General features: G+C 70.9%; 17 protein-coding genes and 1 tRNA gene. 7 read left to right on the forward strand and 11 right to left on the reverse strand.

Going from position 1 to position 20,703, the window contains the following annotated elements:
* Positions 1-40 precede the first annotated feature (40 nt).
* The 5 genes from KVA01_RS07065 to aceE form a co-directional block, all read right to left on the reverse strand.
* Positions 41-286, reverse strand: a complete 246-nt coding sequence (locus KVA01_RS07065; protein WP_055082136.1) for an acyl carrier protein — start codon at positions 284-286, stop codon at positions 41-43.
* Between the two features lie 151 nt (positions 287-437).
* Positions 438-1,505, reverse strand: a complete 1,068-nt coding sequence (locus tag KVA01_RS07070) for a beta-ketoacyl-ACP synthase III (protein WP_068469580.1) — start codon at positions 1,503-1,505, stop codon at positions 438-440.
* Positions 1,506-1,568: 63 nt separating this feature from the next.
* Positions 1,569-2,480 (reverse strand): ACP S-malonyltransferase, encoded by a 912-nt coding sequence (locus tag KVA01_RS07075; protein ID WP_141269485.1) that lies wholly within the window; start codon positions 2,478-2,480, stop codon positions 1,569-1,571.
* Positions 2,481-2,571: 91 nt separating this feature from the next.
* Entirely contained in the window at positions 2,572-3,807 is a 1,236-nt protein-coding gene (locus tag KVA01_RS07080) for a PucR family transcriptional regulator (protein WP_141269487.1), read from the reverse strand.
* 141 nt (positions 3,808-3,948) lie between these two features.
* Positions 3,949-6,687, reverse strand: coding sequence for a pyruvate dehydrogenase (acetyl-transferring), homodimeric type (gene aceE / locus KVA01_RS07085; protein ID WP_068469586.1), 2,739 nt, complete (start codon positions 6,685-6,687; stop codon positions 3,949-3,951).
* 349 nt (positions 6,688-7,036) lie between these two features.
* Here aceE and KVA01_RS07090 point away from each other — a divergent pair, with 349 nt between their 5' ends.
* From KVA01_RS07090 to KVA01_RS07100, 3 genes are read left to right on the forward strand one after another with little or no spacing between them, the layout of a single operon-like run.
* Positions 7,037-7,453 (forward strand): DUF3052 domain-containing protein, encoded by a 417-nt coding sequence (locus KVA01_RS07090; protein WP_141269489.1) that lies wholly within the window; start codon positions 7,037-7,039, stop codon positions 7,451-7,453.
* Positions 7,454-7,497: 44 nt separating this feature from the next.
* On the forward strand, positions 7,498-7,959 hold the full coding sequence (locus KVA01_RS07095) for a peroxiredoxin (RefSeq protein WP_068469589.1): 462 nt from the start codon (positions 7,498-7,500) through the stop codon (positions 7,957-7,959).
* Positions 7,959-8,864 carry a Sir2 family NAD-dependent protein deacetylase gene (locus KVA01_RS07100; RefSeq protein ID WP_141269491.1) on the forward strand — a complete coding sequence of 302 codons (906 nt, stop codon included), beginning with the start codon at positions 7,959-7,961 and terminating at the stop codon, positions 8,862-8,864. Before KVA01_RS07095 ends, KVA01_RS07100 begins: the two co-directional genes overlap by 1 nt.
* 231 nt (positions 8,865-9,095) lie before the next feature.
* On the opposite strand, the gene ppgK is transcribed toward KVA01_RS07100, so the two are convergent.
* Together ppgK and map are read right to left on the reverse strand one after the other, a co-directional pair.
* Positions 9,096-9,929 (reverse strand): polyphosphate--glucose phosphotransferase, encoded by an 834-nt coding sequence (gene ppgK / locus KVA01_RS07105; RefSeq protein WP_141269493.1) that lies wholly within the window; start codon positions 9,927-9,929, stop codon positions 9,096-9,098.
* Between the two features lie 74 nt (positions 9,930-10,003).
* Positions 10,004-10,900 (reverse strand): type I methionyl aminopeptidase, encoded by an 897-nt coding sequence (gene map / locus KVA01_RS07110; protein WP_068469593.1) that lies wholly within the window; start codon positions 10,898-10,900, stop codon positions 10,004-10,006.
* A 171-nt stretch (positions 10,901-11,071) separates the two neighbouring features.
* Here map and KVA01_RS07115 point away from each other — a divergent pair, with 171 nt between their 5' ends.
* Positions 11,072-11,260 carry an SPOR domain-containing protein gene (locus KVA01_RS07115; RefSeq protein ID WP_331709417.1) on the forward strand — a complete coding sequence of 63 codons (189 nt, stop codon included), beginning with the start codon at positions 11,072-11,074 and terminating at the stop codon, positions 11,258-11,260.
* Between the two features lie 276 nt (positions 11,261-11,536).
* Here KVA01_RS07115 and panB read toward each other — a convergent pair whose 3' ends face one another.
* On the reverse strand, positions 11,537-12,388 hold the full coding sequence (panB, locus tag KVA01_RS07120; protein ID WP_141269497.1) for a 3-methyl-2-oxobutanoate hydroxymethyltransferase: 852 nt from the start codon (positions 12,386-12,388) through the stop codon (positions 11,537-11,539).
* Positions 12,389-12,548: 160 nt separating this feature from the next.
* On the opposite strand from panB, the gene glnA reads away from it, so the two are divergent.
* Both glnA and KVA01_RS07130 read left to right on the forward strand, forming a co-directional pair.
* Positions 12,549-13,892, forward strand: coding sequence for a type I glutamate--ammonia ligase (glnA, locus tag KVA01_RS07125; protein ID WP_141269499.1), 1,344 nt, complete (start codon positions 12,549-12,551; stop codon positions 13,890-13,892).
* A gap of 9 nt (positions 13,893-13,901) precedes the next feature.
* Positions 13,902-16,973, forward strand: a complete 3,072-nt coding sequence (locus KVA01_RS07130; protein ID WP_141269501.1) for a bifunctional [glutamine synthetase] adenylyltransferase/[glutamine synthetase]-adenylyl-L-tyrosine phosphorylase — start codon at positions 13,902-13,904, stop codon at positions 16,971-16,973.
* Between the two features lie 240 nt (positions 16,974-17,213).
* Here KVA01_RS07130 and KVA01_RS07135 read toward each other — a convergent pair whose 3' ends face one another.
* From KVA01_RS07135 to KVA01_RS07145, 3 genes are all read right to left on the reverse strand, one after another.
* Positions 17,214-18,704 carry a sensor histidine kinase gene (locus KVA01_RS07135; protein ID WP_141269504.1) on the reverse strand — a complete coding sequence of 497 codons (1,491 nt, stop codon included), beginning with the start codon at positions 18,702-18,704 and terminating at the stop codon, positions 17,214-17,216.
* Positions 18,701-19,450 (reverse strand): response regulator transcription factor, encoded by a 750-nt coding sequence (locus KVA01_RS07140; protein WP_141269506.1) that lies wholly within the window; start codon positions 19,448-19,450, stop codon positions 18,701-18,703. The genes KVA01_RS07135 and KVA01_RS07140 overlap by 4 nt, the downstream gene beginning before the upstream one ends.
* A 103-nt stretch (positions 19,451-19,553) precedes the next feature.
* A tRNA-Arg gene (locus KVA01_RS07145) sits at positions 19,554-19,629 on the reverse strand.
* Between the two features lie 332 nt (positions 19,630-19,961).
* Between KVA01_RS07145 and KVA01_RS07150 the strand changes: the two genes are divergently transcribed.
* A complete protein-coding gene (locus tag KVA01_RS07150) occupies positions 19,962-20,630 on the forward strand; it encodes a single-stranded DNA-binding protein (protein WP_068468965.1) in 669 nt (222 codons plus the stop codon).
* Positions 20,631-20,703 lie beyond the last annotated feature (73 nt).

A 20,703-nucleotide genomic window follows, 5' to 3' on the forward strand; every position in this document is an offset into this window, starting at 1 on the left:
CCTCGTGCGAACGAGGGACACGCCACCACGCGCCGGGGACTCAGCCCTGGGCGTTGTCGATGAAGTTGACAGCGTCCTCGACGGTCTTGAGGTTCTTGACCTCTTCGTCCGGGATGGTCACGTCGAACTTCTCCTCGGCGTTGACCACGATGGTCATCATCGAGATGGAGTCGATGTCGAGGTCCTCGGTGAAGGACTTCTCGAGCTGCACGGCCTCGGTCTCGAGCCCGGTCTCCTCGTTCACGATTTCTGCCAGGCCGGCCAGGATCTCGTCTTTGCTCGCCATATCGGCTTCCTTTCATAGCGGTCGCGGTGCGCGACCCGTACTTGGGTGACCACGGGGCTCGGGAGAGCCGCCGTGCGGGACCCCCGATCGCTCGGGACGTCCCGTGGACAAGAGGTGTGCGGTCTAACCCTACGACACGCACGGGGCGGGATCAGGGCAGGAGCACCACTTGGGCGCCGTAGACCAGACCCGCACCGAAACCGATCTGCAGCGACGGCTTGCCGGAGAGCTCCGGGTGCTCTGCGAGCAGCCGGTGCGTGGCCAGCGGGATGGACGCGGCGGAGGTGTTGCCAGCCTCGGCGATGTCGCGCGCGACGATGACGGACTCCGGCAGCTTGAGCACCTTGGCCATCTGGTCGATGATGCGCATGTTCGCCTGGTGGGGGACGAACGCGGCGAGGTCCTCGGGCTCCAGGCCGGAGGCCTCCAGGGCCTCCTTCGCCACGCGGGCACCCTCCCAGGTGGCCCAGCGGAACACCGTCTGGCCGTCCTGGCGCAGGGTGGGCCACAGGGTGGCGTCCTCGGGCATCTCGCCGGTCTCCGGGTCCACGAGATCCCTGGAGAACGTGCGCTGGCCGCCGCGCTCCACGGTGCGGATGTCCGTGAGGGGGTGGGTCATGCGGATCGCGTCCCACTTGGAGCCGTCCGAGCCCCACACGGAGGGGCTGATCCCGGGTACGTCCGACGGGCCGATGACGACGGCGCCGGCGCCGTCGCCGAGCAGGAAGGAGATGGAGCGCTCCGAGTTGTCGATGACGTCCGAGAGCTTCTCCGCGCCGATGACGAGCACGTACTGGGAGTCGCCCGACCGGACCAGGGCGTCCGCCTGGGCGATGCCGTAGCAGTAGCCGGCGCACGCCGCGGAGATGTCGTACGCGGCGGCCGGGGTGGCCCCGAGTGCATCGGCGAGACGCGCGGCGAGCGAGGGCGTGAGGTACGGGAAGGAGACGCTGGAGACGATGACGGTGTCCAGCTGCTCACCGGTGATCCCGGCCGCCTCCATGGCCTCGCGGGCGGCGTGCTCGGCCATCTGCGCGACCGAGACGCCCGCCGGGGCGCGGTGGCGGGTGTGGATGCCCGTGCGCTTGACGATCCACTCGTCCGAGGACTCGATCCACTGGCAGACGTCGTCGTTGGTGACGATCTCCGACGGGCGGTACGCGCCGATGCCCAGGATCCGGGTGTGCGCGTTGGGTGTGTTCTGTTTGATGGTCGCCACGGGAGGCCGACTCCTTACCTGGTGCGGTTCCCAGCGGGTGCTGCGAACGGGTGAGCACACGTTTCAGTCCAGCGTACTCCGCAGACTCTCGAGGTCCTCCGGCGTGTTCACGGCCAGGGCGGGCACGCCCTTGAGACCGCGCTTGGCGAGACCCACGAGGGTTCCGGCCGGCGGCAGCTCCACGATCCGGGAGACCTCGAGGTCCGCGAGGTTCTCCATGCAGGCGTCCCACCGCACGGGACGGCAGACCTGTTCCACGAGGGAGTCCAGGGCGGCCGCGCCGCCCGTGACGCGGGCGCCGTCGTAGTTGCTGAGCAGCGGGAAGCGCGGATCCCGCGGGCTGAGCTGCGGCGCGAGCTCGCGCAGCGGCGCGAGCGCGGGGGCCATGTGCTGGGTGTGGAAGGCCCCGGCGACCTTCAGACGCACGACCTTGGTGCGGGCGGGCGGGTTCTCGGCGAGGGCGTCGAGCTGCTCGAGCGTGCCCGCGGCCACCACCTGGCCGCCGCCGTTGGCGTTCGCGGCGGTGACGCCCGCGGCCTCCAGGGCGGCCGCGACGTCGTCGGGCTTGCCGCCCAGCACCGCGGCCATGCCCGTGGGCGTGGCCGCGGCGGCGTGCGCCATCTCCGTGGCGCGGACGCGGACGAAGCGCATGGCCTCCGCCTCACTGAGCACCCCGGCCAGAGCGGCGGCGGTGATCTCGCCCACGGAGTGGCCCGCGAGGACCACGTCCGTGCGGCCCTCGAGGTCCGGCGCGAGCAACCGGCCGGCCACGAGCCCGGCGGCGACGATCAGCGGCTGGGCGACCGCGGTGTCCTTGATGGTCTCCTCGTCCGCCTCGGTGCCGTAGTGCACGAGGTCGAGTCCGGCGGCCTCCGAGAGCTCGCCGAGATGCTCGGCGACTCCGGGCAGCGACAACCACGGGGTGAGGAAACCTGGCTTCTGGGACCCCTGTCCGGGGCAGAGAACTGCAATCACCCGTTCATTCCACCAAGCCGGGAGCCGGATGACGGCTGTCCGGCGTCACCAATCCGGGGGACGGGATTTGTGGATGTTCTACAAGTCCATGTCATGCGTCCGGCGTGAGGCGCCCGGCGAGGATCGCGCAGTGCAGCACGAACGCGTCCCGGGGCAGCAGGGGGTCCCACCCGGTGATGTCGCTGACGCGGCGCAATCGGTAGCGCACTGTGTTGGCGTGCACGAACAGCTCGCGCGCGGTGGCCTCCAGCGAGTGCCCCACGCTGAGGTAGGTGGACAGGGTGTCCACGAGCCCGGTGGAGGACGCCGAGAGCGGTTCCCACACGGCCTCGACCATCGAGCGCAGCGAGAGCGGGTCGCCGTTGAGCGCGCGTTCCGGCCACAGGTCCTCGGAGTGCGTGGGCCGCGGGGCCTGGGGCCAGGCCGACGCCGCCCGCAGCCCCGCCTGCGCACGGTCCGCGGACTGCTTGGCCTCGAACACGGAGCCGACGGCGGGTCCGTGGACCACGGGCCCGTCCCCGAAGACCGCGGCCAGTTTCCCGAGGGAGCGCGCCTGGTCCTTCAGACCGCCGAGCACGAGCACGAGCCGGTCTGTCTGGATGGCCACGAGGCACTCTGCGGCGTGGCGGCCGGCCGCGCGGCGGATGCGCTCCACACCGGCCGGCCCGGTGGTCGCGGGGGCACGGCCCACCATGACGACGACGTCCCCCTGGTCGGTCCACCCCAGAGCGGAGACGCGGGATCGCATGGAGTCCGAGTGGTCCCCGCGCATGATGCCGTCCACCACGAGGGACTCCAGCCGGGCGTCCCAGGAGCCGCGGTTCTCCGCCGCCCGGGCGTAGACGTCCGCGGCGGCGAACGCGACCTCGCGCGAGAACCGCAGCACGGCCTCCCGCAGGGCGACCTCGTCGTTGTGCTGGGCGAGCTCCGGGACCTTCTCCTCGACCACGTCCACGACGATCCTCAGCACCTGCAGGGCGTTCTGCAGCGTGATGGAGCGGGTCAGGTCCGTGGGGGCCTGCCGGAAGATCTCGGTGAGCACCCACAGCGGCTCCTGGGGGTTCTCGTACCAGCGCACGAAGGAGGCGATGCCGCGCTGGGCCAGGAGACCGAGCTCGGAGCGCTCGTCCGCGCGCAGCTGCGAGAACCAGGGGAGGGAGGTGTCCAGACGCTGCACGGCCACGGTGGAGACCTGGCCCAGGTTCGCCTTGAGGTTCTCGAGCGTCCGCGGGTGGGGCGTGCCCTGCTGGCGGCTGCGCAGCGACCAGGCCCCGCGACGGCTCGGGCGAGACTTGCGGGAGGCGGAGCCGGCGGCGTCGGTGGGCATGCATCGAGGGTAGTCGATGCCCCCTCACCCGTCCGAGCGCGTCGCCCGCGGGAAGGCGGCCGACGAATCCCGCCACACGGGCGACGCCCCCTCCGCCGCGAGGGCGAAGGGGGCGTCGTCGTACCGGTAACTAGCGGCGGATCAGGCGTCACCGCCCGCGTTGCCCGACTTCCCCGCGGCGGGGTTGGCGAGGTCGTAGCGGGTGATGGCCTCCGCCGGGGCGGACCAGTCGATCTCGCCGCGCTTGGCGAGCATCTCGAGCGTGCGCACCACCATGGAGTGGGCGTCGATCGTGAAGAACCGACGGGCGCCGGCGCGGGTGTCCGCAAAGCCGAAGCCGTCCGCGCCCAGGGTGGCCCAGTCGTTCGGCACGTACTGGCGCACCGAGTCGGGCAGCTCCGAGGCGTAGTCCGTGGAGGCCACGACCGGACCGGTCGCACCGGCGAGCGCCTGTGCGATGTACGGCGTGGCCGCACCGGCCTCCGGGTTCATGAAGGCCGCCCGCTCGCACTCCATGGCCTCACGGCGCAGGTTCGTCCAGGACGTCACGGACCACACGTCCGCGGAGACGCCCCACTCCTCGGCGAGGATCTTCTGCGCCTCCAGCGCCCACGGCACACCCACGCCCGAGGCCAGCAGCTGGGCACGGGGGCCCTCGGTCTCCGCGGGCTTGAGCAGGTAGATGCCGTTGATGATGCCGTCGACATCCACGTTCTCGGGCTCCGCGGGCTGGTGGATCGGCTCGTTGTACACCGTGAGGTAGTACATGACGTTGTGGTCCTCGTCCCCGGTGCCGTACATGTGCTCGATGCCGCGCTTGACGATGTGCGCGATCTCGTAGCCGTAGGCGGGGTCGTAGTGGATCACGGCGGGGTTGGTCGAGGCGATGATCGGGGAGTGGCCGTCCGCGTGCTGCAGGCCCTCACCGGTCAGGGTCGTGCGGCCGGCGGTCGCACCGATCACGAACCCGCGCGCCATCTGGTCCGCGGCCGCCCAGAACTCGTCGCCCGTGCGCTGGAAGCCGAACATCGAGTAGAAGATGTAGACCGGGATCATCGTCTCGCCGTGCGTGGCGTAGGACGTGCCCGCCGCGGTGAACGCGGAGGTGGCGCCGGCCTCGTTGATACCCGGGTGCAGGATGACGCCCTGCGCGGACTCCTTGTAGGCCAGCATCAGCTCACGGTCCACGGACAGGTAGTTCTGGCCGTTCGGGTTGTAGATCTTGGACGTGGGGAAGAACGCGTCCATGCCGAACGTGCGCGCCTCGTCCGGGACGATCGGCACGATGCGGTGACCGAAGTCCTTCTCGCGCATCAGGTCCTTGAGGATGCGCACGAAGGCCATGGTCGTGGCGGCCAGCTGCTTGCCGGAGCCCTTCTTGCCGGACGCGAAGGCCTTGTCCGAGGGCATCACGATCTCGGGCTGCTGGTGCGGGCGGTCCGGGAGGTACCCGCCGAGCTCCTTGCGGCGCTCCTGCAGGTACTTGATCTCCGGCGAGTCCTGCCCCGGGTGGTAGTACGGGGCGTTGTAGAGGTCCGCCTCGAGCTGCTCGTCCGTGATGGGGATGCGCAGGTGGTCGCGGAAGGCCTTGAGGTCTTCCAGCGTGAGCTTCTTCATCTGGTGCGTGGCATTGCGCGCCTCGAAGTGCGGGCCCAGGCCGTAGCCCTTGATGCCCTGCGCTAGGATCACCGTGGGCTGACCCTTGTGCTCCAGGGCGGCCTTGTAGGCGGCGTAGACCTTGCGGTAGTCGTGTGCACCGCGCTTGAGGTTCCAGATCTCCTCGTCCGTGTAGTTGGCCACGAGTTCCTTGGTGGCCGCGGAACGCGCGAAGAAGTGGTCGCGCACGAAGCCGCCGGACTCGGCCTTGAACGTCTGATAGTCGCCGTCGAGGGTCTCGTTCATGATGCGCACGAGCTCACCCGTGTGGTCCGCCTCGAGCAGGGCGTCCCACTCGCGGCCCCACACGACCTTGATGACGTTCCAGCCGGCGCCGCGGAAGAACGCCTCGAGCTCCTGGATGATCTTGCCGTTGCCGCGCACCGGGCCGTCGAGGCGCTGCAGGTTGCAGTTGACCACGAACGTGAGGTTGTCCAGCTTGTCGTTGGCCGCGAGCTGCAGCGCGCCGCGCGACTCCGGCTCGTCCATCTCGCCGTCGCCCAGGAACGCCCAGACGTGCTGGTCCGAGGTGTCCTTGATGCCGCGGTTGTGCAGGTAGCGGTTGAACTGCGCCTGGTAGATGGCGTTCATGGGACCGATGCCCATGGACACGGTGGGGAACTGCCAGAAGTCCGGCAGGCAGCGCGGGTGCGGGTAGGAGGGCAGCCCGTCCGGGGCCATCGTCTTCTCCTGGCGGAAGCCGTCCAGCTGCTCCTCGGTCAGACGACCCTCGAGGAACGCGCGCGCGTAGTTGCCGGGGGAGGAGTGGCCCTGGAAGAAGACCTGGTCGCCGCCACCCGGGTGCTCCGGACCGCGGAAGAAGTGGTTCAGGCCCACTTCGTACAGGGTCGCGACACCCGCGTAGGAGGAGATGTGACCGCCCACGCCCACGCCGGGGCGCTGGGCGCGGTGCACCATGACGGCGGCGTTCCAGCGCAGGAACGCACGGTAGCGCCGCTCGATCTCCTCGTCACCCGGGAACTCGGGCTCCTGGTCCACGGGGATCGTGTTCACGTAGTCCGACGTGGTGACCATCGGCACGCCCACGGAGTGCGTGCCGGCGTGCTGCAGCAGGGCCCGCATCACGTACTGGGCGCGCTCGGTGCCCTGGGCCTGGATCAGGGCGTCGAAGGACTCGATCCACTCCTGGGTCTCCTGCGCGTCCGCGTCCTGGAGATTGTTCGTCAACCCACTCAAAATGTGGTGATTGCTGTCAGAAGACACGTGAACCTCTCTGTCGTCAGCTCCGCGCTGCGGGATCCCCGGTGTCGGAGCGGTGTGTCAGTCGACGGGGGTCCCTAGAGAGGACCACTCCGTCATCCCTCCATCGTGTCACAAGGGGCGAGCCGACGTGCCGGGACAACACGGTTTTCCGCGTCACATCACGGGTGTGTCGCGCCGTCACACGGGCGGCGTTTGCCCCGGGCGAGCGTGCCGTGGCTTGAACGTGGGAGCGATCCGGTGTTGTCTTTATTACGCACCGCTGGCACCCCCGTCACGGTGAGAACGGTTCCGGTCCGCCGCCACGCGGTGCCACGGGACCCGGGCACGACAGCGCAGAAGGAGAGACACGGTGAGCGAGGCGAAAGCCCCCGAGGACAGCATTGCGGAGCAACTGGACCTCAAGGACGGCGACTACGTCCAGGAGTTCGGCTACGACGAGGACGTCGATGCGCAGCTGCGGGAGCAGATCGAGGAAGCCATCGGCTCTGAGCTGTTCGACGAGGACGCGCAGGAGGTCGTGGATGCCGTCGTGCTGTGGTGGCGTGACGGCGACGGCGATCTCGTGGACGAGCTCGTGGACGTCCAGACGACCCTCGACGACGGCGGTGTGGTCTGGCTCCTGACGCCCAAGGCCGGCCGTGAGGACCACGTTTCTCCGGCGGACGTCCAGGAGGCCGCGTCGACCGCGGGCCTGCACGTCACGAGCGCCGCGCGTGTCTCGTCCGACTGGTCGGTGTCCCGTCTGAGCCCCAAACGCAACTTCTGATCCGAGCGCCGCAGCCTCGTCATCCCGCGGCAGGAAAGGCTCCCATGAGCGTCATCGGTTCCACTGCGCCCGACTTCACCCTGCCCAATCGTCACGGCGAGAGCAGGAGCCTCTCGGAGTTCCGGGGGCGTCCGGTCGTGCTGGTCTTCTTCCCGTTCGCGTTCTCGCCGGTGTGCACGGAGGAGCTGTGCCACCTGCAGGACCACGCGGACATGTTCGAGGACCTGGGCGTGAGCCTGCTGTGCCTGTCCACGGACAGCCACTACGCGCTGGACGCGTTCGCCCGGCAGGAGTCCTACGAGTTCGAGCTGCTCTCCGACTACTGGCCCCACGGTGAGGTTGCCACGGCCTACGGCGTGCTGGACCCGCAGGAGGGCTGCGCCCGCCGGCACACCGTGGTGATCGACGCCGAGGGTGTCGTCCGGGAGGTCAGCGCCGCGGACGTCACGGGTCCCCGGGCGTGGGAGCAGCTGCGCAGCAGCCTCGAGTCGCTTCCCCGGTCCTGATGCCGCTGCGGGTGATTCGCGCCGGGTACGGGTCCCCCGAGCGCCCGGACGCGTTCCCCGACCCCGACGCGCTGGACGCGCGCGCCGGGCTGCCCGCCGCCGTGGAGCTGCTCGAGGGGAGACGGGTCGCCGTGCTCACCGGAGCCGGCATGAGCACGCGCTCGGGCATCCCCGACTACCGCGGCCCGGACGCCAGGCCCCGCAACCCCATGACCTACCAGGAGTTCATGGGCAGCGTGGGCAACCGCCGCCACTACTGGGCGCGGAACCAGTACGGCTGGCGCTTCGTGGACGCCGCCGAGCCGAACGCCGCCCACACCGCGATCGCGCGCATGGAGTCTGCGGGAGTCGTGCAGGGCGTGATCACCCAGAACATCGACCGGCTGCACGAGAAAGCGGGCACCGTGGAGGTCGTGGACCTGCACGGCACCTACGCGTGGGTGCTGTGCACCGCGTGCGGCTCACGGTTCCCCCGGGAGCAGGTCTCCCGCTACCTGGACGAGTTGAACCCGGGCTCCTACGACGGCATGGCCGCCGGCACCGACATCGAGTACGCCCCGGACGCGGACGCCACCGTGGAGGAGACCGAGGGGTTCCGCGTGTGGGACTGCCCGGTCTGCCAGGGCGTGCTCAAGCCGGACGTCGTGTTCTTCGGGGAGAACGCCCCGGCGGAGAAGGTTGCGCTGTCCCGCAGGATCGTGGAGCGCGCGGACGTGCTGCTCGTGGCCGGGTCCTCGCTCACGGTCAACTCCGGCCGCCGCTTCGTGCGCCAGGCCGCGCGGGTGGGCAAGCCCGTGGTGATCGTGAACCACGGGACCACCGGGGCGGACGCCCTGGCCACCGTGAAGGTCGACGCGCCGGTGGACGAATTCCTCACCGATCTGGGGCTGCTGCTTGGCGCTTGATCCCGGCGGCCTCCGCGCATAGACTGCACGAGCGAGACCCCGAGGGTCTGCGGAGGGGAAGCCGCGGACACCATCGGGGTCTCGTTCATTGTGCGGGCACCGAAGAACTGTGCTGGAACCGGAAAGTCCCCGGGCGCGGGAGTTGTCCCATGAAACCGAGGAGCGGGGCGCTCCCGGAGGAGCGCCCCGCTCGTGGGACCGTGTCAGGCCGGGCCAGTCAGGGCCGGGGGACTACGTGACCGGGTCGATGACCGGCTTCGCGGCCTGCGCGTCCCGGCACTGCTGCGCCCACAGGGCCGCACCCACGATGCCGGCGTTGTTGCGCAGGGCCGCGATCTCCACGGGCGTACGCAGCTCCAGGTGGGGGAGGAAACGCTCGGAGTTCTTGGACACGCCGCCGCCGATCACGAACAGGTCGGGCGTGAAGAGGAACTCCACGTGCTCGAAGTAGCGCTGCAGCCGCTTCTTGGCCCACTTCTTCCACGGCAGCTGCTCGCGCTCCCGGGCCGCGGCGGACGCGCGGGTCTCGGCGTCGTAGCCGTCGATCTCGAGGTGGCCGAGCTCGGCGTTGGGCACCAGCTGGCCGTTGAGGATCATGGCGGAGCCGATCCCGGTGCCCAGCGTGATGACCATGACCAGGCCTTCCTTGCCCCTGCCGGCGCCGTAGTGCGCCTCGGCCAGCCCGGCGCCGTCGGCGTCGTTGAGGGCCTCGACCTCGCGCCCGAGCGTCCTGGTCATCAGGGCGTCCACGTCCGTGTTGATCCACGACTTGTCCACGTTCGCCGCGGACAGCGCCACACCGTTCTTGATGATGGCCGGGAACACGATGCCCACGTGGCTGTCGGGCTCCGGGGCCTCCGGGCGGGACTGCAGCTCGTCCACGATCTGCCGCACCACGTCCGCCACGGCCTCGGGGGTCGCGGGCTGCGGCGTGGGGATCCTAAAGCGCTCGCCCACGAGCTGGCCCGTGGTGAGATCCACGATCCCGCCCTTGGTTCCGGTGCCACCAATGTCGATGCCGATGCCGTACTGCGAAACGACACCCTGCGGAGTACCTGAGCTCATGGACGGTCCCTTCGGTTCACTGCTGAGAGCTTGTTCGGGGCCGAGCGGAACGCCGTCGTCCCCCTGCGTCCAGTTTACGGGAGGGTGAGGATCTCGACACCGTCTTCCGTGACGACCATGGTGTGTTCGTACTGTGCTGTTCGCAACTTGTCGTGGGTCGTGATGGTCCAGTCGTCCTCCCACTGGTCCCACGCGATCGTGCCGAGGGTCAGCATGGGCTCGATCGTGAAGATCATGCCCGGGACCATCTCGGTGGCGTAGGAGGGCGCGGCGTCGTAGTGCGGCACGATCAGGCCGGTGTGGAACTCGCGGCCCACGCCGTGACCCGTGAAGTCCCGCACCACCCCGTAGCCGAAGCGCTTGGCGTACTTCTCGATCACGCGGCCGATCACGTTGATCTCACGCCCCGGGCGGACCGCCTTGATGGCGCGGTTGGTGGCCTCGAGGGTGCGCTCGACGAGCAGCCGGGAGTCCTCGTCCACGTCTCCCACGAGGAACATGGCGTTGGTGTCCCCGTGCATGCCGTTCTTGTAGGCGGTGACGTCCAGGTTGATGATGTCGCCGTCCTCGAGGACCGTGGAGTCCGGGATGCCGTGGCAGATGACCTCGTTGAGGGACGTGCAGATGGACTTGGGGAACCCCCGGTACTCCAGGCACGAGGGGTAGGCGCCGTGGTCGCACATGTACTCGTGCGCGATCCGGTCCAGCTCGTCCGTGGTGGTGCCGGGCACCGCCGCGGCCCCCGCCTCCTGCAGGGCGCGCGCCGCGATCTGCCCGGCCTCGCGCACCCGCTCGATCTCCTCGGGCGTGTAGACGTTGGAGGCGTTGCCCTCGTCCGCGTCCAGGCGGCCCACGTACTCGGGACGCTCGATGCTCCGCGGCACGGGGCGCAGCGGGGTGAGCTTCCCGGGGCGCAGCGCTCCCACGGGCGCGGTGGATCCGGGTGCGGGTGCGAGATTGTGGCTGGTCACGATGGGTCACTGCCTCCTGGGGCGATCACTCGGTGGTGTGCCTCGACAGCGTGGTGGCGCCGCGGGCACGGGCTTCACCAACTAGCCTAAGCCTTGGGTCCCGGGCTCGTTCCGCCCGGGACGTTCGCAACCCGCCCCCGCGGGCGGACAGGCGGCGCGCAGCGCCGGAGAGTGAGGAATCGCATGGCCGAGTACTGGTACAACCTCTACACCAAGCAGGTCGAGGAGGGCGCCAAGGACGACTACCGCCAGCTCATGGGCCCGTACGCCACGCGCGAGGAGGCGGCACACGCCCTCGAGCACGCCGCCGAGAACACGAAGCGCTGGGACGACGAGGACGCCGCCTTCAAGGGCGACTGACCTCCCGGGGCTGCCTGCGCCGCCCGTGCCCGTGCCCGTGGCGTGGCCGGGGGCGAGGAGCGGACGACGACGCCGCGTGGCGGCATCCAGCCGAGGTCGCCGGCGCCACGGGACCGGCGCTGCGGGACGGGTCCCACGGCGCTCTCGCCGCGACAGCGCGTGGGCGGACGGCGTGGGCACGACGGCGAGGCCGCTCGGGCGCCGGAGCGGACGGCGTGGCGCTCCGACTCGTTCCGCGTGCGGGCCCCGCCCGGCGGCCGTCGCGCCCGAGAGACCTCAGCCGCGGTAGGTGTGCTCCTCTGCGGGGAAAGCCCCGGAGCGGACGTCGGCCACGTACTCGGACACCGCCTCGCGGGCGGTGCCCGCCAGCTGCGCGTACTGCTTGACGAAGCGCGGCATGGTGCCCGTGCGCAGTCCGAGCATGTCCTGCCACACGAGCACCTGCCCGGTGGTCACGGCCCCGGCGCCGATCCCCACCGTGGGAACGGTGAGCGACTCCTCGACCGTGCGGGCGGCGTCCTCCGAGACCATCTCCAGCAGCACGCCGAAGCACCCGGCGTGCTGCATGGCGCGGGCGTCGGCGAGGACCCGCGCGGCGGCGTCGTCGCCCCGGCCCTGGATCCGGAACCCGCCCAGGGCGTGCTCCGCCTGCGGGGTGAAGCCCACGTGGCCCATCACGGGCACGCCCGCGCGCACCACGGCGGCCACGTGCTCGGCGAGGTCCACACCCCCCTCGATCTTCACGGCGTGCGCGCCGGACTCCTTCATGACCCGCACCGCGCTGCGCACGGCCTGGGCGGGTGACTCCTCGTAGCTTCCGAACGGCAGGTCCACGAGCACGAGGGCGCGCTGCGCCCCGCGCACGACCGCCGAGGCGAAGACGATCATCTCGTCCAGCGTGACGGGCAGCGTGGTTCCGTGGCCGAGAACCGTGTTGCCCAGCGAGTCGCCCACGAGCAGGACGTCCACCCCGGCGGCGTCGAAGATCCCGGCCGTGAGGACGTCGTAGCTGGTGAGCATCGTGAACTTCTCCCCGGCGTCCTTGGCGCGCTGCAGGTGCAGCGTGCGCACACGCTTGACGTCCGGGAGGGCGGGTGACGACGACGGTTCGGGGCGGGAGGTGCTCATCCGCCCAGCGTACCGGCCGCCCCGCCACCGCCCACTCCGCCGCCCCCGGTGATGTCGGAGTCGGTGGATAGAGTGGGGGCAGAGCCTCGCCGGATGGGAACACCCGCGTGCCCGGCTCCGCCACGCTGTGCACCACCCCCGAGGAATCCGAGGTTGATCCATGGACCGTCAGCAAGAATTCGTCCTGCGAACCATCGAGGACCGGGACGTCCGGTTCGTCCGGCTCTGGTTCACGGACGTGGTGGGCACGCTGAAGTCCATCGCGCTCGCGCCCGCCGAGGTGGAGGCGGCCTTCGAGGAGGGCCTGGGCTTCGACGGCTCCTCGATCGAGGGACTCTCCCGTGTCTTCGAGTCCGACATGCTGCTGCAGCCGGACCCCTCGACCTTCCAGCTGCTGCCGTGGCGCGGTGAGGAGGAGCCCACCTCGCGGATGTTCTGCGACCTCAAGACCCCGGACGGCGAGCCCTCGGCGGCGGATCCGCGCGGCGTGCTGCGCAGGGTCCTCGCCAAGGCCTCCGACATGGGGTTCACGTGCTACACGGCCCCGGAGATCGAGTTCTACCTGCTGCGTTCCCCGGACGTGGACCCCGCCACGGGTGAGCCCGTGCCGGTGGACTACGAGGGCTACTTCGACCACGTTCCCGGCGGTGTGGTGCAGGACTTCCGCCGCCGCGCGGTGAGCATGCTCGAGGCCGTGGGCATCTCCGTGGAGTTCTCGCACCACGAGGCCGGACCGGGCCAGAACGAGATCGACCTGCGCTACGCGGACGCCCTGCAGACGGCGGACAACATCATGACGTTCCGCACGGTGGTGCGGGAGGTCGCGCTGTCCCAGGGGATCTACGCGACCTTCATGCCCAAGCCGTTCTCGCGCCACCCCGGCTCCGGCATGCACACCCACTTCTCGCTGTTCGAGGGGGACACCAACGCGTTCTACGAGGCCGGCTCGGAGTTCCGGCTCTCGCAGACCGGGCGCCACTTCATCGCGGGCCTGCTGCGCCACGCGCCCGAGTTCACCTCGGTGACCAATCAGTTCGTGAACTCGTACAAGCGGCTGTGGGCGGGGGATGAGGCGCCCTCGTACATGTCCTGGGGCCACAACAACCGCTCGGCGCTCGTGCGCGTGCCGCTGTACAAGCCGGACAAGGTGCAGTCCTCCCGGATCGAGTACCGCGGCATCGACTCCGCCACGAACCCGTACCTGTCCTACGCCGCGCTGATCGGAGCGGGGTTGAAGGGCATCGAGAACGAGTACGAGCTGCCGCCGGTGGAGATAAACGACGTCTTCTCCATGAGCAGCGCCGAACGGCGTGCCGTGGGACACCAGCCCCTGCCCGGTTCCCTGCACGACGCCATCAGGGAGACGGAGGAGTCCGAGTTCATGGCGGAGCTGCTGGGGGAGCAGGTCTTCGACTACTTCCTGCGCAACAAGCGCCGGGACTGGGACCAGTACCGCCAGGAGGTCACGCCGTACGAGCTGCGCACCAACCTGGGCATCCTGTAGGTGGCGGCCGTGAGCGGGACGTCCGGGAGCGCGAAGGAACGCGCGGAGAAGATCTCGGCCAAGGAACTGATCGCGGTCGGCTTCGCGGACGTCACCAACGCCCGCCGCTGGCTCGGGTTCCCGGAGATGGAGGCGGTGGAGCTGCCGGCCATGCTCGCGGGGCTCTCCCGCGCGGCGTCGCCGGACGTGGCCCTGCAGCTCGTGGTGCGGCTCATGGAGCACCACCCGGAGATCGCGCGGCGCGTCAACGGGGATCCGGCGGACGCCGAGACCATGTTCCGGCTGCTGGGAGCCTCGGAGGCCCTCGGTGAGTTCCTGCTGCGCGCCCCCGAGAATCTCGACCTGCTGGACTCGCGTCCGCAGCAGCACCCCGGCGCGGACAAGGCCGATGCCCTGCGTGCGGAACTGCTGGAGGCCGTGGGCGCCGATCCGGACGCCGACACCCCCGTGGCAACCCTCACCGGCCAGGAGGCCCAGAAGGCCCTGCGGGTGGCCTACCGCCGCGGACTGACACGGGTGGCCGTGCGGGATGTCGGCGCCTCGGACCCCGTGGCCTACATGCCGGCCGTGGGCCGTCAGCTCGCGGACCTCGCCGGTGCCGCGCTCGAGGCGGGGCTCGCCGTCGCCCGCGCCCAGGCCCACGAGCGCTGGGACCCCGCGCTGGTGGAGCAGGTGCGGCTGTCCGTGATCGGCATGGGCAAGTGCGGCGCCCGCGAGCTGAACTACATCTCGGACGTGGACGTCGTCTACGTCATGGAGACCCGGGCCGCGGAGTCCGGGGAGGTTCCGGACGAGAGCACCGCCACGGAGATCGCCACGGAGCTCGCCCACCTGCTCGCGCAGGCCATGATGGCCACCGGTCCGGAGCCCGCGCTGTGGGAGGTGGACGCCAACCTGCGCCCGGAGGGCAAGGACGGCCCGCTGGTGCGCACCCTCGACTCGCACGTGCGCTACTACAAGAGGTGGGCGAAGTCCTGGGAGTTCCAGGCGCTGCTCAAGGCGCGCTGCGTGGCCGGGGACCAGGACCTGGGGCGCCGCTACGAGGACGCCGTGGCACCGTTCATTTGGTCCTCCGCCGAGCGCGAGGGCTTCGTGGAGTCCGTGCAGGCCATGCGCCGCCGGGTCACCGAGAACATTCCCGAGGCGGACCGGGACCGGCAGATCAAGCTCGGGCCGGGCGGTCTGCGGGACGTCGAGTTCACCGTGCAGCTGCTGCAGCTCGTGCACGGGCGCGGTGACGAGACCGTGCGCACGCGCGCCACCACGGAGTCGCTCACCGCGCTGAGCTCGGGTGGCTACATCGGCCGCAAGGACGCCGAGGAGTTCGGCCAGGACTACCGGTGGCTGCGGCTGCTGGAGCACCGCATCCAGCTCTTCCGGATGCGCCGCACCCACCTGATGCCGCGCGACGAGCGGGAGCTCGCCGTCGTCGCCCGTTCCCTCTCCGGAACCGAGCGGGGCACACACCCCACGGCGAAGCGGCTGGTCGAGGAGTGGACGCGGGTCAAGCGCACCGTGCGGTCCATGCACGAGCGCATCTTCTACCGCCCCATGCTTGCCGCGCTTGCGAACGCCCCGGCGGACACCACGCTGACCACCGACTCCGCCCGCGACCGTCTGGCGGCCCTCGGCTACCAGGACACCAAGGCCGCGATGCGCCACATCGAGGCGCTGTCCCGCGGCGTCTCCCGGCGCGCCGAGATCCTGCGCACGCTGCTGCCCGTGCTGCTCGACTGGCTCGCGAAGGGCGTTGACCCGGATGCCGGTCTGCTCAACCTGCGCCGGGTGTGCGAGTCCCTGGGGAACACCCCGTGGTTCCTGCGGCTGCTGCGCGACTCGAACGCGGCGGCCGAGCGGCTGTGCCACATCCTCTCCAGCTCCCGCTACGTCTCGGACATGCTGGAGACCTCCCCGGACGCCACGGCGTGGCTCGGGGACGACTCCAAGCTCGCCACCCGCTCCCTCGACGAGCTCGTGACCGAGATGTGGTCGCAGCTCTCCCGGCACCGTGACGCGGGGGAGGCCATGCGCGCCGTGCGCCAGATCCGACGCCGCGAGCAGCTGCGGATCGCGCTCGCGGACACGAGCGGCGTCGCGGACGTGGAGGCCACGGTCGTGGGGCTCTCGGACGTGGACCAGGCGACCGTGATGGCGGCGCTGCACCTCGCGCAGACCGAGGACGAGGCCGAGCGCGAGGAGCCCCTCCCGGCGCAGATCCTGGTGGTCGCGATGGGTCGGCAGGGTGGCCGTGAGATCGGATTCGGCTCCGACGCGGACGTGATGTACGCGTACGAACCCGCCGACGGCGCGGATCCCAAGGAGGCCCAGGCCGCGGCCGAGCGCGTGCTCGCCCGCATGGTCAAGCTGCTGAAGCAGCCGTGCACCCCGCCGATCGTGGCGGAGCGTGTGCTCGAGATCGACAACGACCTGCGCCCCGAGGGCCGCTCGGGTGCCAAGGTGCGCTCGGTGGCCTCCTACGCCGAGTACTACGAGCGGTGGTCCGAGACCTGGGAGCGTCAGGCCCTCACACGGGCCCGGTACATGGCCGGCTCGGAGGAGGTGGCCCAGGCGTTCTTCCGCGTGGTGGACCGCTACCGCTACCCGGCCGAGTTCACCGATCGGCAGCTCGTGGACATCCGCCGCATGAAGGCCCGCGTGGAGAGCGAGCGGATGCCGCGCGGCGCGGACCCCACGCGCCAGGTCAAGCTGGGCCGGGGCGGCCTCTCGGACGTCGAGTGGCTCGTGCAGCTGCTGCAGCTGCAGCACGCCCACGAGGTGCCGGAGCTGCGCACCACCTCCACGCTGCCCGCCCTGCACGCGGCGGTCGCGGCGGAGCTGGTGGGACCCGAGGACGCGGCGGTGCTCGAGCACGCGTGGAAGCTCGCCACGGACATCCGCAACGGCAACGTGCTGCGCTCGGGCCGCGCCTCCGACTCAGTGCCCTCGCGCCGGGCGGACCTCGAGGCGGTCGCGCGGTGGATCGGCTACGAGCCCGGATCGGCCACCCAGCTGGAGGAGGACTACCTGCGCATCACCCGGCAGTCGCGTTCCGTGTTCGAGCGGCTGTTCTACGGCCGCTGAGGCTCTCACGGACCGGGCGCAGCCCGCGGAGGCCGGCGGCTCAGGCCGCCGGGGGACCGTGGTCCCCTGAGCGCCTTCACCTCGCCGGCGCCCAGGGGACCGCTGCCGCTGCTGAGGGCGGACGCCGGGACCGTCGAGGCGCAGCTGCCGGCGCTGTCGATCCGCGGCGGGATGCGCGTGTTCGGGATGGCCGTGGAGCGCGCCGCTGCGTGAGCCGGTGTGGGGCCGGTCAGCGCGCGGTCAGGCGACGACGCCGCCCGTGCCGTCGAGCGGCAGCCGCACCCCGAACTCTGTGTGCCCGGGTTGCGAGTGCACCTCCACGGTGCCGTGGTGGGCCTCCACGATGGCCTTCACGATGGACAGGCCCAGACCGGTGGTGTGGCCGTCCGAGCGGCGGGAGGTGTCGCCGCGGGTGAAACGGCCGAAGATCTCGGGAAGCAGTTCGGGATCGATGCCCTGGCCGTCGTCCGTGACGGTGAGGATGGCCTCCCGCCCGTTGAGCGAGGGGTGGACGCCGGCGACCACGTGCGTGCCGGGGTCCGTGTGGTTCCTCGCGTTGGCCAGGAGGTTGACGACCACCTGGCGCAGCTGGCCGTCGTCCGCGGACACCGTCACGGGCTCCGACACGAGGTCCAGGTCCCAGGAGTGGTCGGGGGCCGCCACGGCCACGTCCTCCAGGCACTCCGCCACGAGCTCCGCGAGGTCCACCGGGCGGCGCACGGGGGTGGCGTCCTGGGAGAGACGGGTGAGCAGCAGCAGGTCGGAGACGAGCTCGCCCATGCGGGTGGCCTGCGCGCGGATCCGGTCGAGGGACTGGGTCCCCGTCTCGCTGAGCGGCTCGCTCATGCGCAGCAGGTCAGCGTAGCCCTGGATCGAGGCCAGCGGCGTGCGCAGCTCGTGGGAGGCGTCCGCGACGAAGCGCGCCATCCGGTCCTCCGACTCCTGCCGGTCGGTGAGAGCGGCGGCCACGTTGTCGAGCATGCCGTTGAGGGCGTGGCCCACGGCACCCACCTCCGTGGCGGGGTCCGCGTCCCGGGCCTCCACGCGGGAAGCCTCCGGCAGCCGGTCCGAGCCGAGGTCCAGGCGGGACACGTCCGTGGCCACGTCCGAGACGCGTTCTAGGGGCCGCAGCGCGCGGCGGATGCCCCAGCTGCCGGCGAGCCACACGAGGACCACGGCGATCAGGGAGACGGTCGCCACCACGGCGAGCACCGAGGCCAGCGGGGTCGTCACCTGCGAGAGCGGCAGACCCGTGATGATCACGTCCCCGCTCTGGTCCGAGACCACCTGCACGCGGTACGTGCCGGCGTCGAGCTTCTCGGTGCGCGCGGTGCCGTCCGGGGAGAGCGACTGCAGGGTGGCGCGGTCCGCGGCGGAGAGCTCCGTGACCTGGCCCTTGGCGTCAAGGACACCGCTGTGCACCAACGTGCCGGAGTCCACGCGTGCGTTGAGCGTGCCCGCGGCCTGGCCCGGTGCGTCGAGAGGGTCCGGGGGAGGAGTCGCACGCGAGTCCTGGTGCTGCGGGGAGCCGCCGGAGAACGCCGTCGCCCGCTGCGAGGCGTCCGCGAGCTGCCGGTCCAGCTGGTCCGTCAGAGACGTCTGCACCGCCAGGTAGCTCGCGAGCCCCATCAGGACGGCCGCCGGGATCAGCAGGGCCAGCAGCAGGGCGAGCAGCCGGTTGCGCAGCCGACGACGCCGCCGGGGCCGCGCCGCGGTGGTCGCCGGGCTCATCCGGCGGGCTTGATGACGTAGCCGGCGCCGCGCACGGTGTGGATCATGGGCGCACGGCCGACGTCGATCTTCTTGCGCAGGTAGGAGATGTAGAGCTCCACGATGTTCGCCTGACCGCCGAAGTCGTACTTCCACACGCTGTCCAGGATCTGCGACTTGGAGACCACACGCTTGGCGTTCTCCATGAGGTAGCGCAGCAGCTCGAACTGGGTGGCGGTGAGCTCGATCTGCTCCCCGCCGCGCGTGACCTCGCGCGTGTCCTCGTTCAGCACCAGGTCACCGACCACGAGCTCCCCGCTGTCCGTGACCGTGGTCCCGGAGCGCTGCACCAGGCGGTGCAGCCGCAGAAGCACCTCGTCCAGGGAGAACGGCTTGGTGACGTAGTCGTCCGCGCCGGAGGCGAGCCCCGCGATGCGGTCGTCCACCCGGTCCTTCGCGGTGAGAAAGAGGCACGGGACGTCCGCGTCCAGTTCGCGGATGCGGCGCAGCAGCTCCAGGCCGTCAAAGCCCGGGATCATGATGTCGAGCACCAGCACGTCCGGGCGCGTGGCCCGTGCCAGCTCCAGGGCGCTCGGACCGTCCGCCGCGGTACTGGGCTGCCAGCCGAGCATGGTCACGCCCATGGCGATCAGGTCGGAGAGCATCCGTTCGTCGTCCACCACCAGCGCCCGGATGGGTGAGCCGTCCGGGTGCGAGAGCGGGGGCAGGGTCGCGGCGACGCCGACGGGTGCGTTCTGGGGGCTCATGGGCTCCGATGATAGGCGACGCCGCCGACCGGAGCCGAGGAGACGACCGGGTGCCGGTCGAGGTGATCGCGGCATCGCGCGGTGGGCGGTGCCCGCATTCTGGTGGTGCCCCAGGAGGGAGTCGAACCCCCGACCAAGAGATTAGAAGGCTCCTGCTCTATCCACTGAGCTACTGGGGCGGGCCGCGCTCGGCGACGCCCAAGTTTAGCAACGGGCCGCGGGTCTTCCGCGCAAGTGTTCGACGGCCGGGGCGCGAGCCACGAGCGCGCGCATGCGCAGCGCCCTCCACAGACCGGGCGACGACGCCGCCTGCGCCCTTCCTGTCCACCATCACCGATCCGGACGGTCACGGCTCGGGAGACACCGCGGAGAGTGGGGGAGAACCCCGCACCGGGGATCACCCATCGTCCGCAGACCCAGCGCCGGAAAGCCGAACATCGGAGACCCAGACAGTGGAGACCCGAGCACCGGAGACCGAGCACCGGGGCGGACCGACACCAAGGAGCACCCCGTGAGCGAACAGGTCACACTGCGTGGATTCGTGGGCAAGGACCCCGAGTCGCGACTCTTCGAGGACGGCACGACCGTCGCGTGGTTCCGGCTGGCGACCACGGCCCGCCGGTTCGACGCCGCCACCAATTCCTGGCACGACGGCGCCACCAACTGGTACACCGTCCGCTGCTTCCGGGCCCTGGCCATGCACGTGATGGCGAGCGTGCGCTGCGGGCAGCCCGTGCTCGTCACGGGCAAGCTCGGCATCAACGAGTGGCAGTCGGAGAACGGCCCGCGCACCGAGGTCAGGGTGGATGCCGCCTCCGTGGGCCACGACCTCGCGTTCGGCACCGCGAACTTCTCCCGCGCCGGGGGCCGCTCCCAGCGGCCGGGGTCCCAGGACGGCTCGCAGGACGCGACCACGGAGACCGGAGGGCGCGCGGGCCGGGACGGCCGGGGCAGCAGCGGGCAGGGCGGAGACCTCGGCGGGCCCGGGAGCGACGGCGAGCGGTACCGCTCCGCCGAGTCGCTGGGTCTCGGCGGGAACTCGTACGTGGACGTCACGTCCGGCGCCGTGCTCAACCTGGACCGGGACGACGACACTTTCGCCGGTCTCGCGGACGAGGAACGGTCCGGGGCGGAGTCCGAGAACGCGGAGAAGGAGACGGCGGAGGCGGGGGCGCACTGAACCCGGCTCGGCGGCGTCGTCGGGCCGTGGACAGCCTCCGGCGGACCGGGCGAAAACCCTGGTCCCGGACCGT

The organism is Kocuria varians (genome assembly GCF_006539885.1).
GTDB classification, from domain to species: domain Bacteria; phylum Actinomycetota; class Actinomycetes; order Actinomycetales; family Micrococcaceae; genus Kocuria; species Kocuria varians.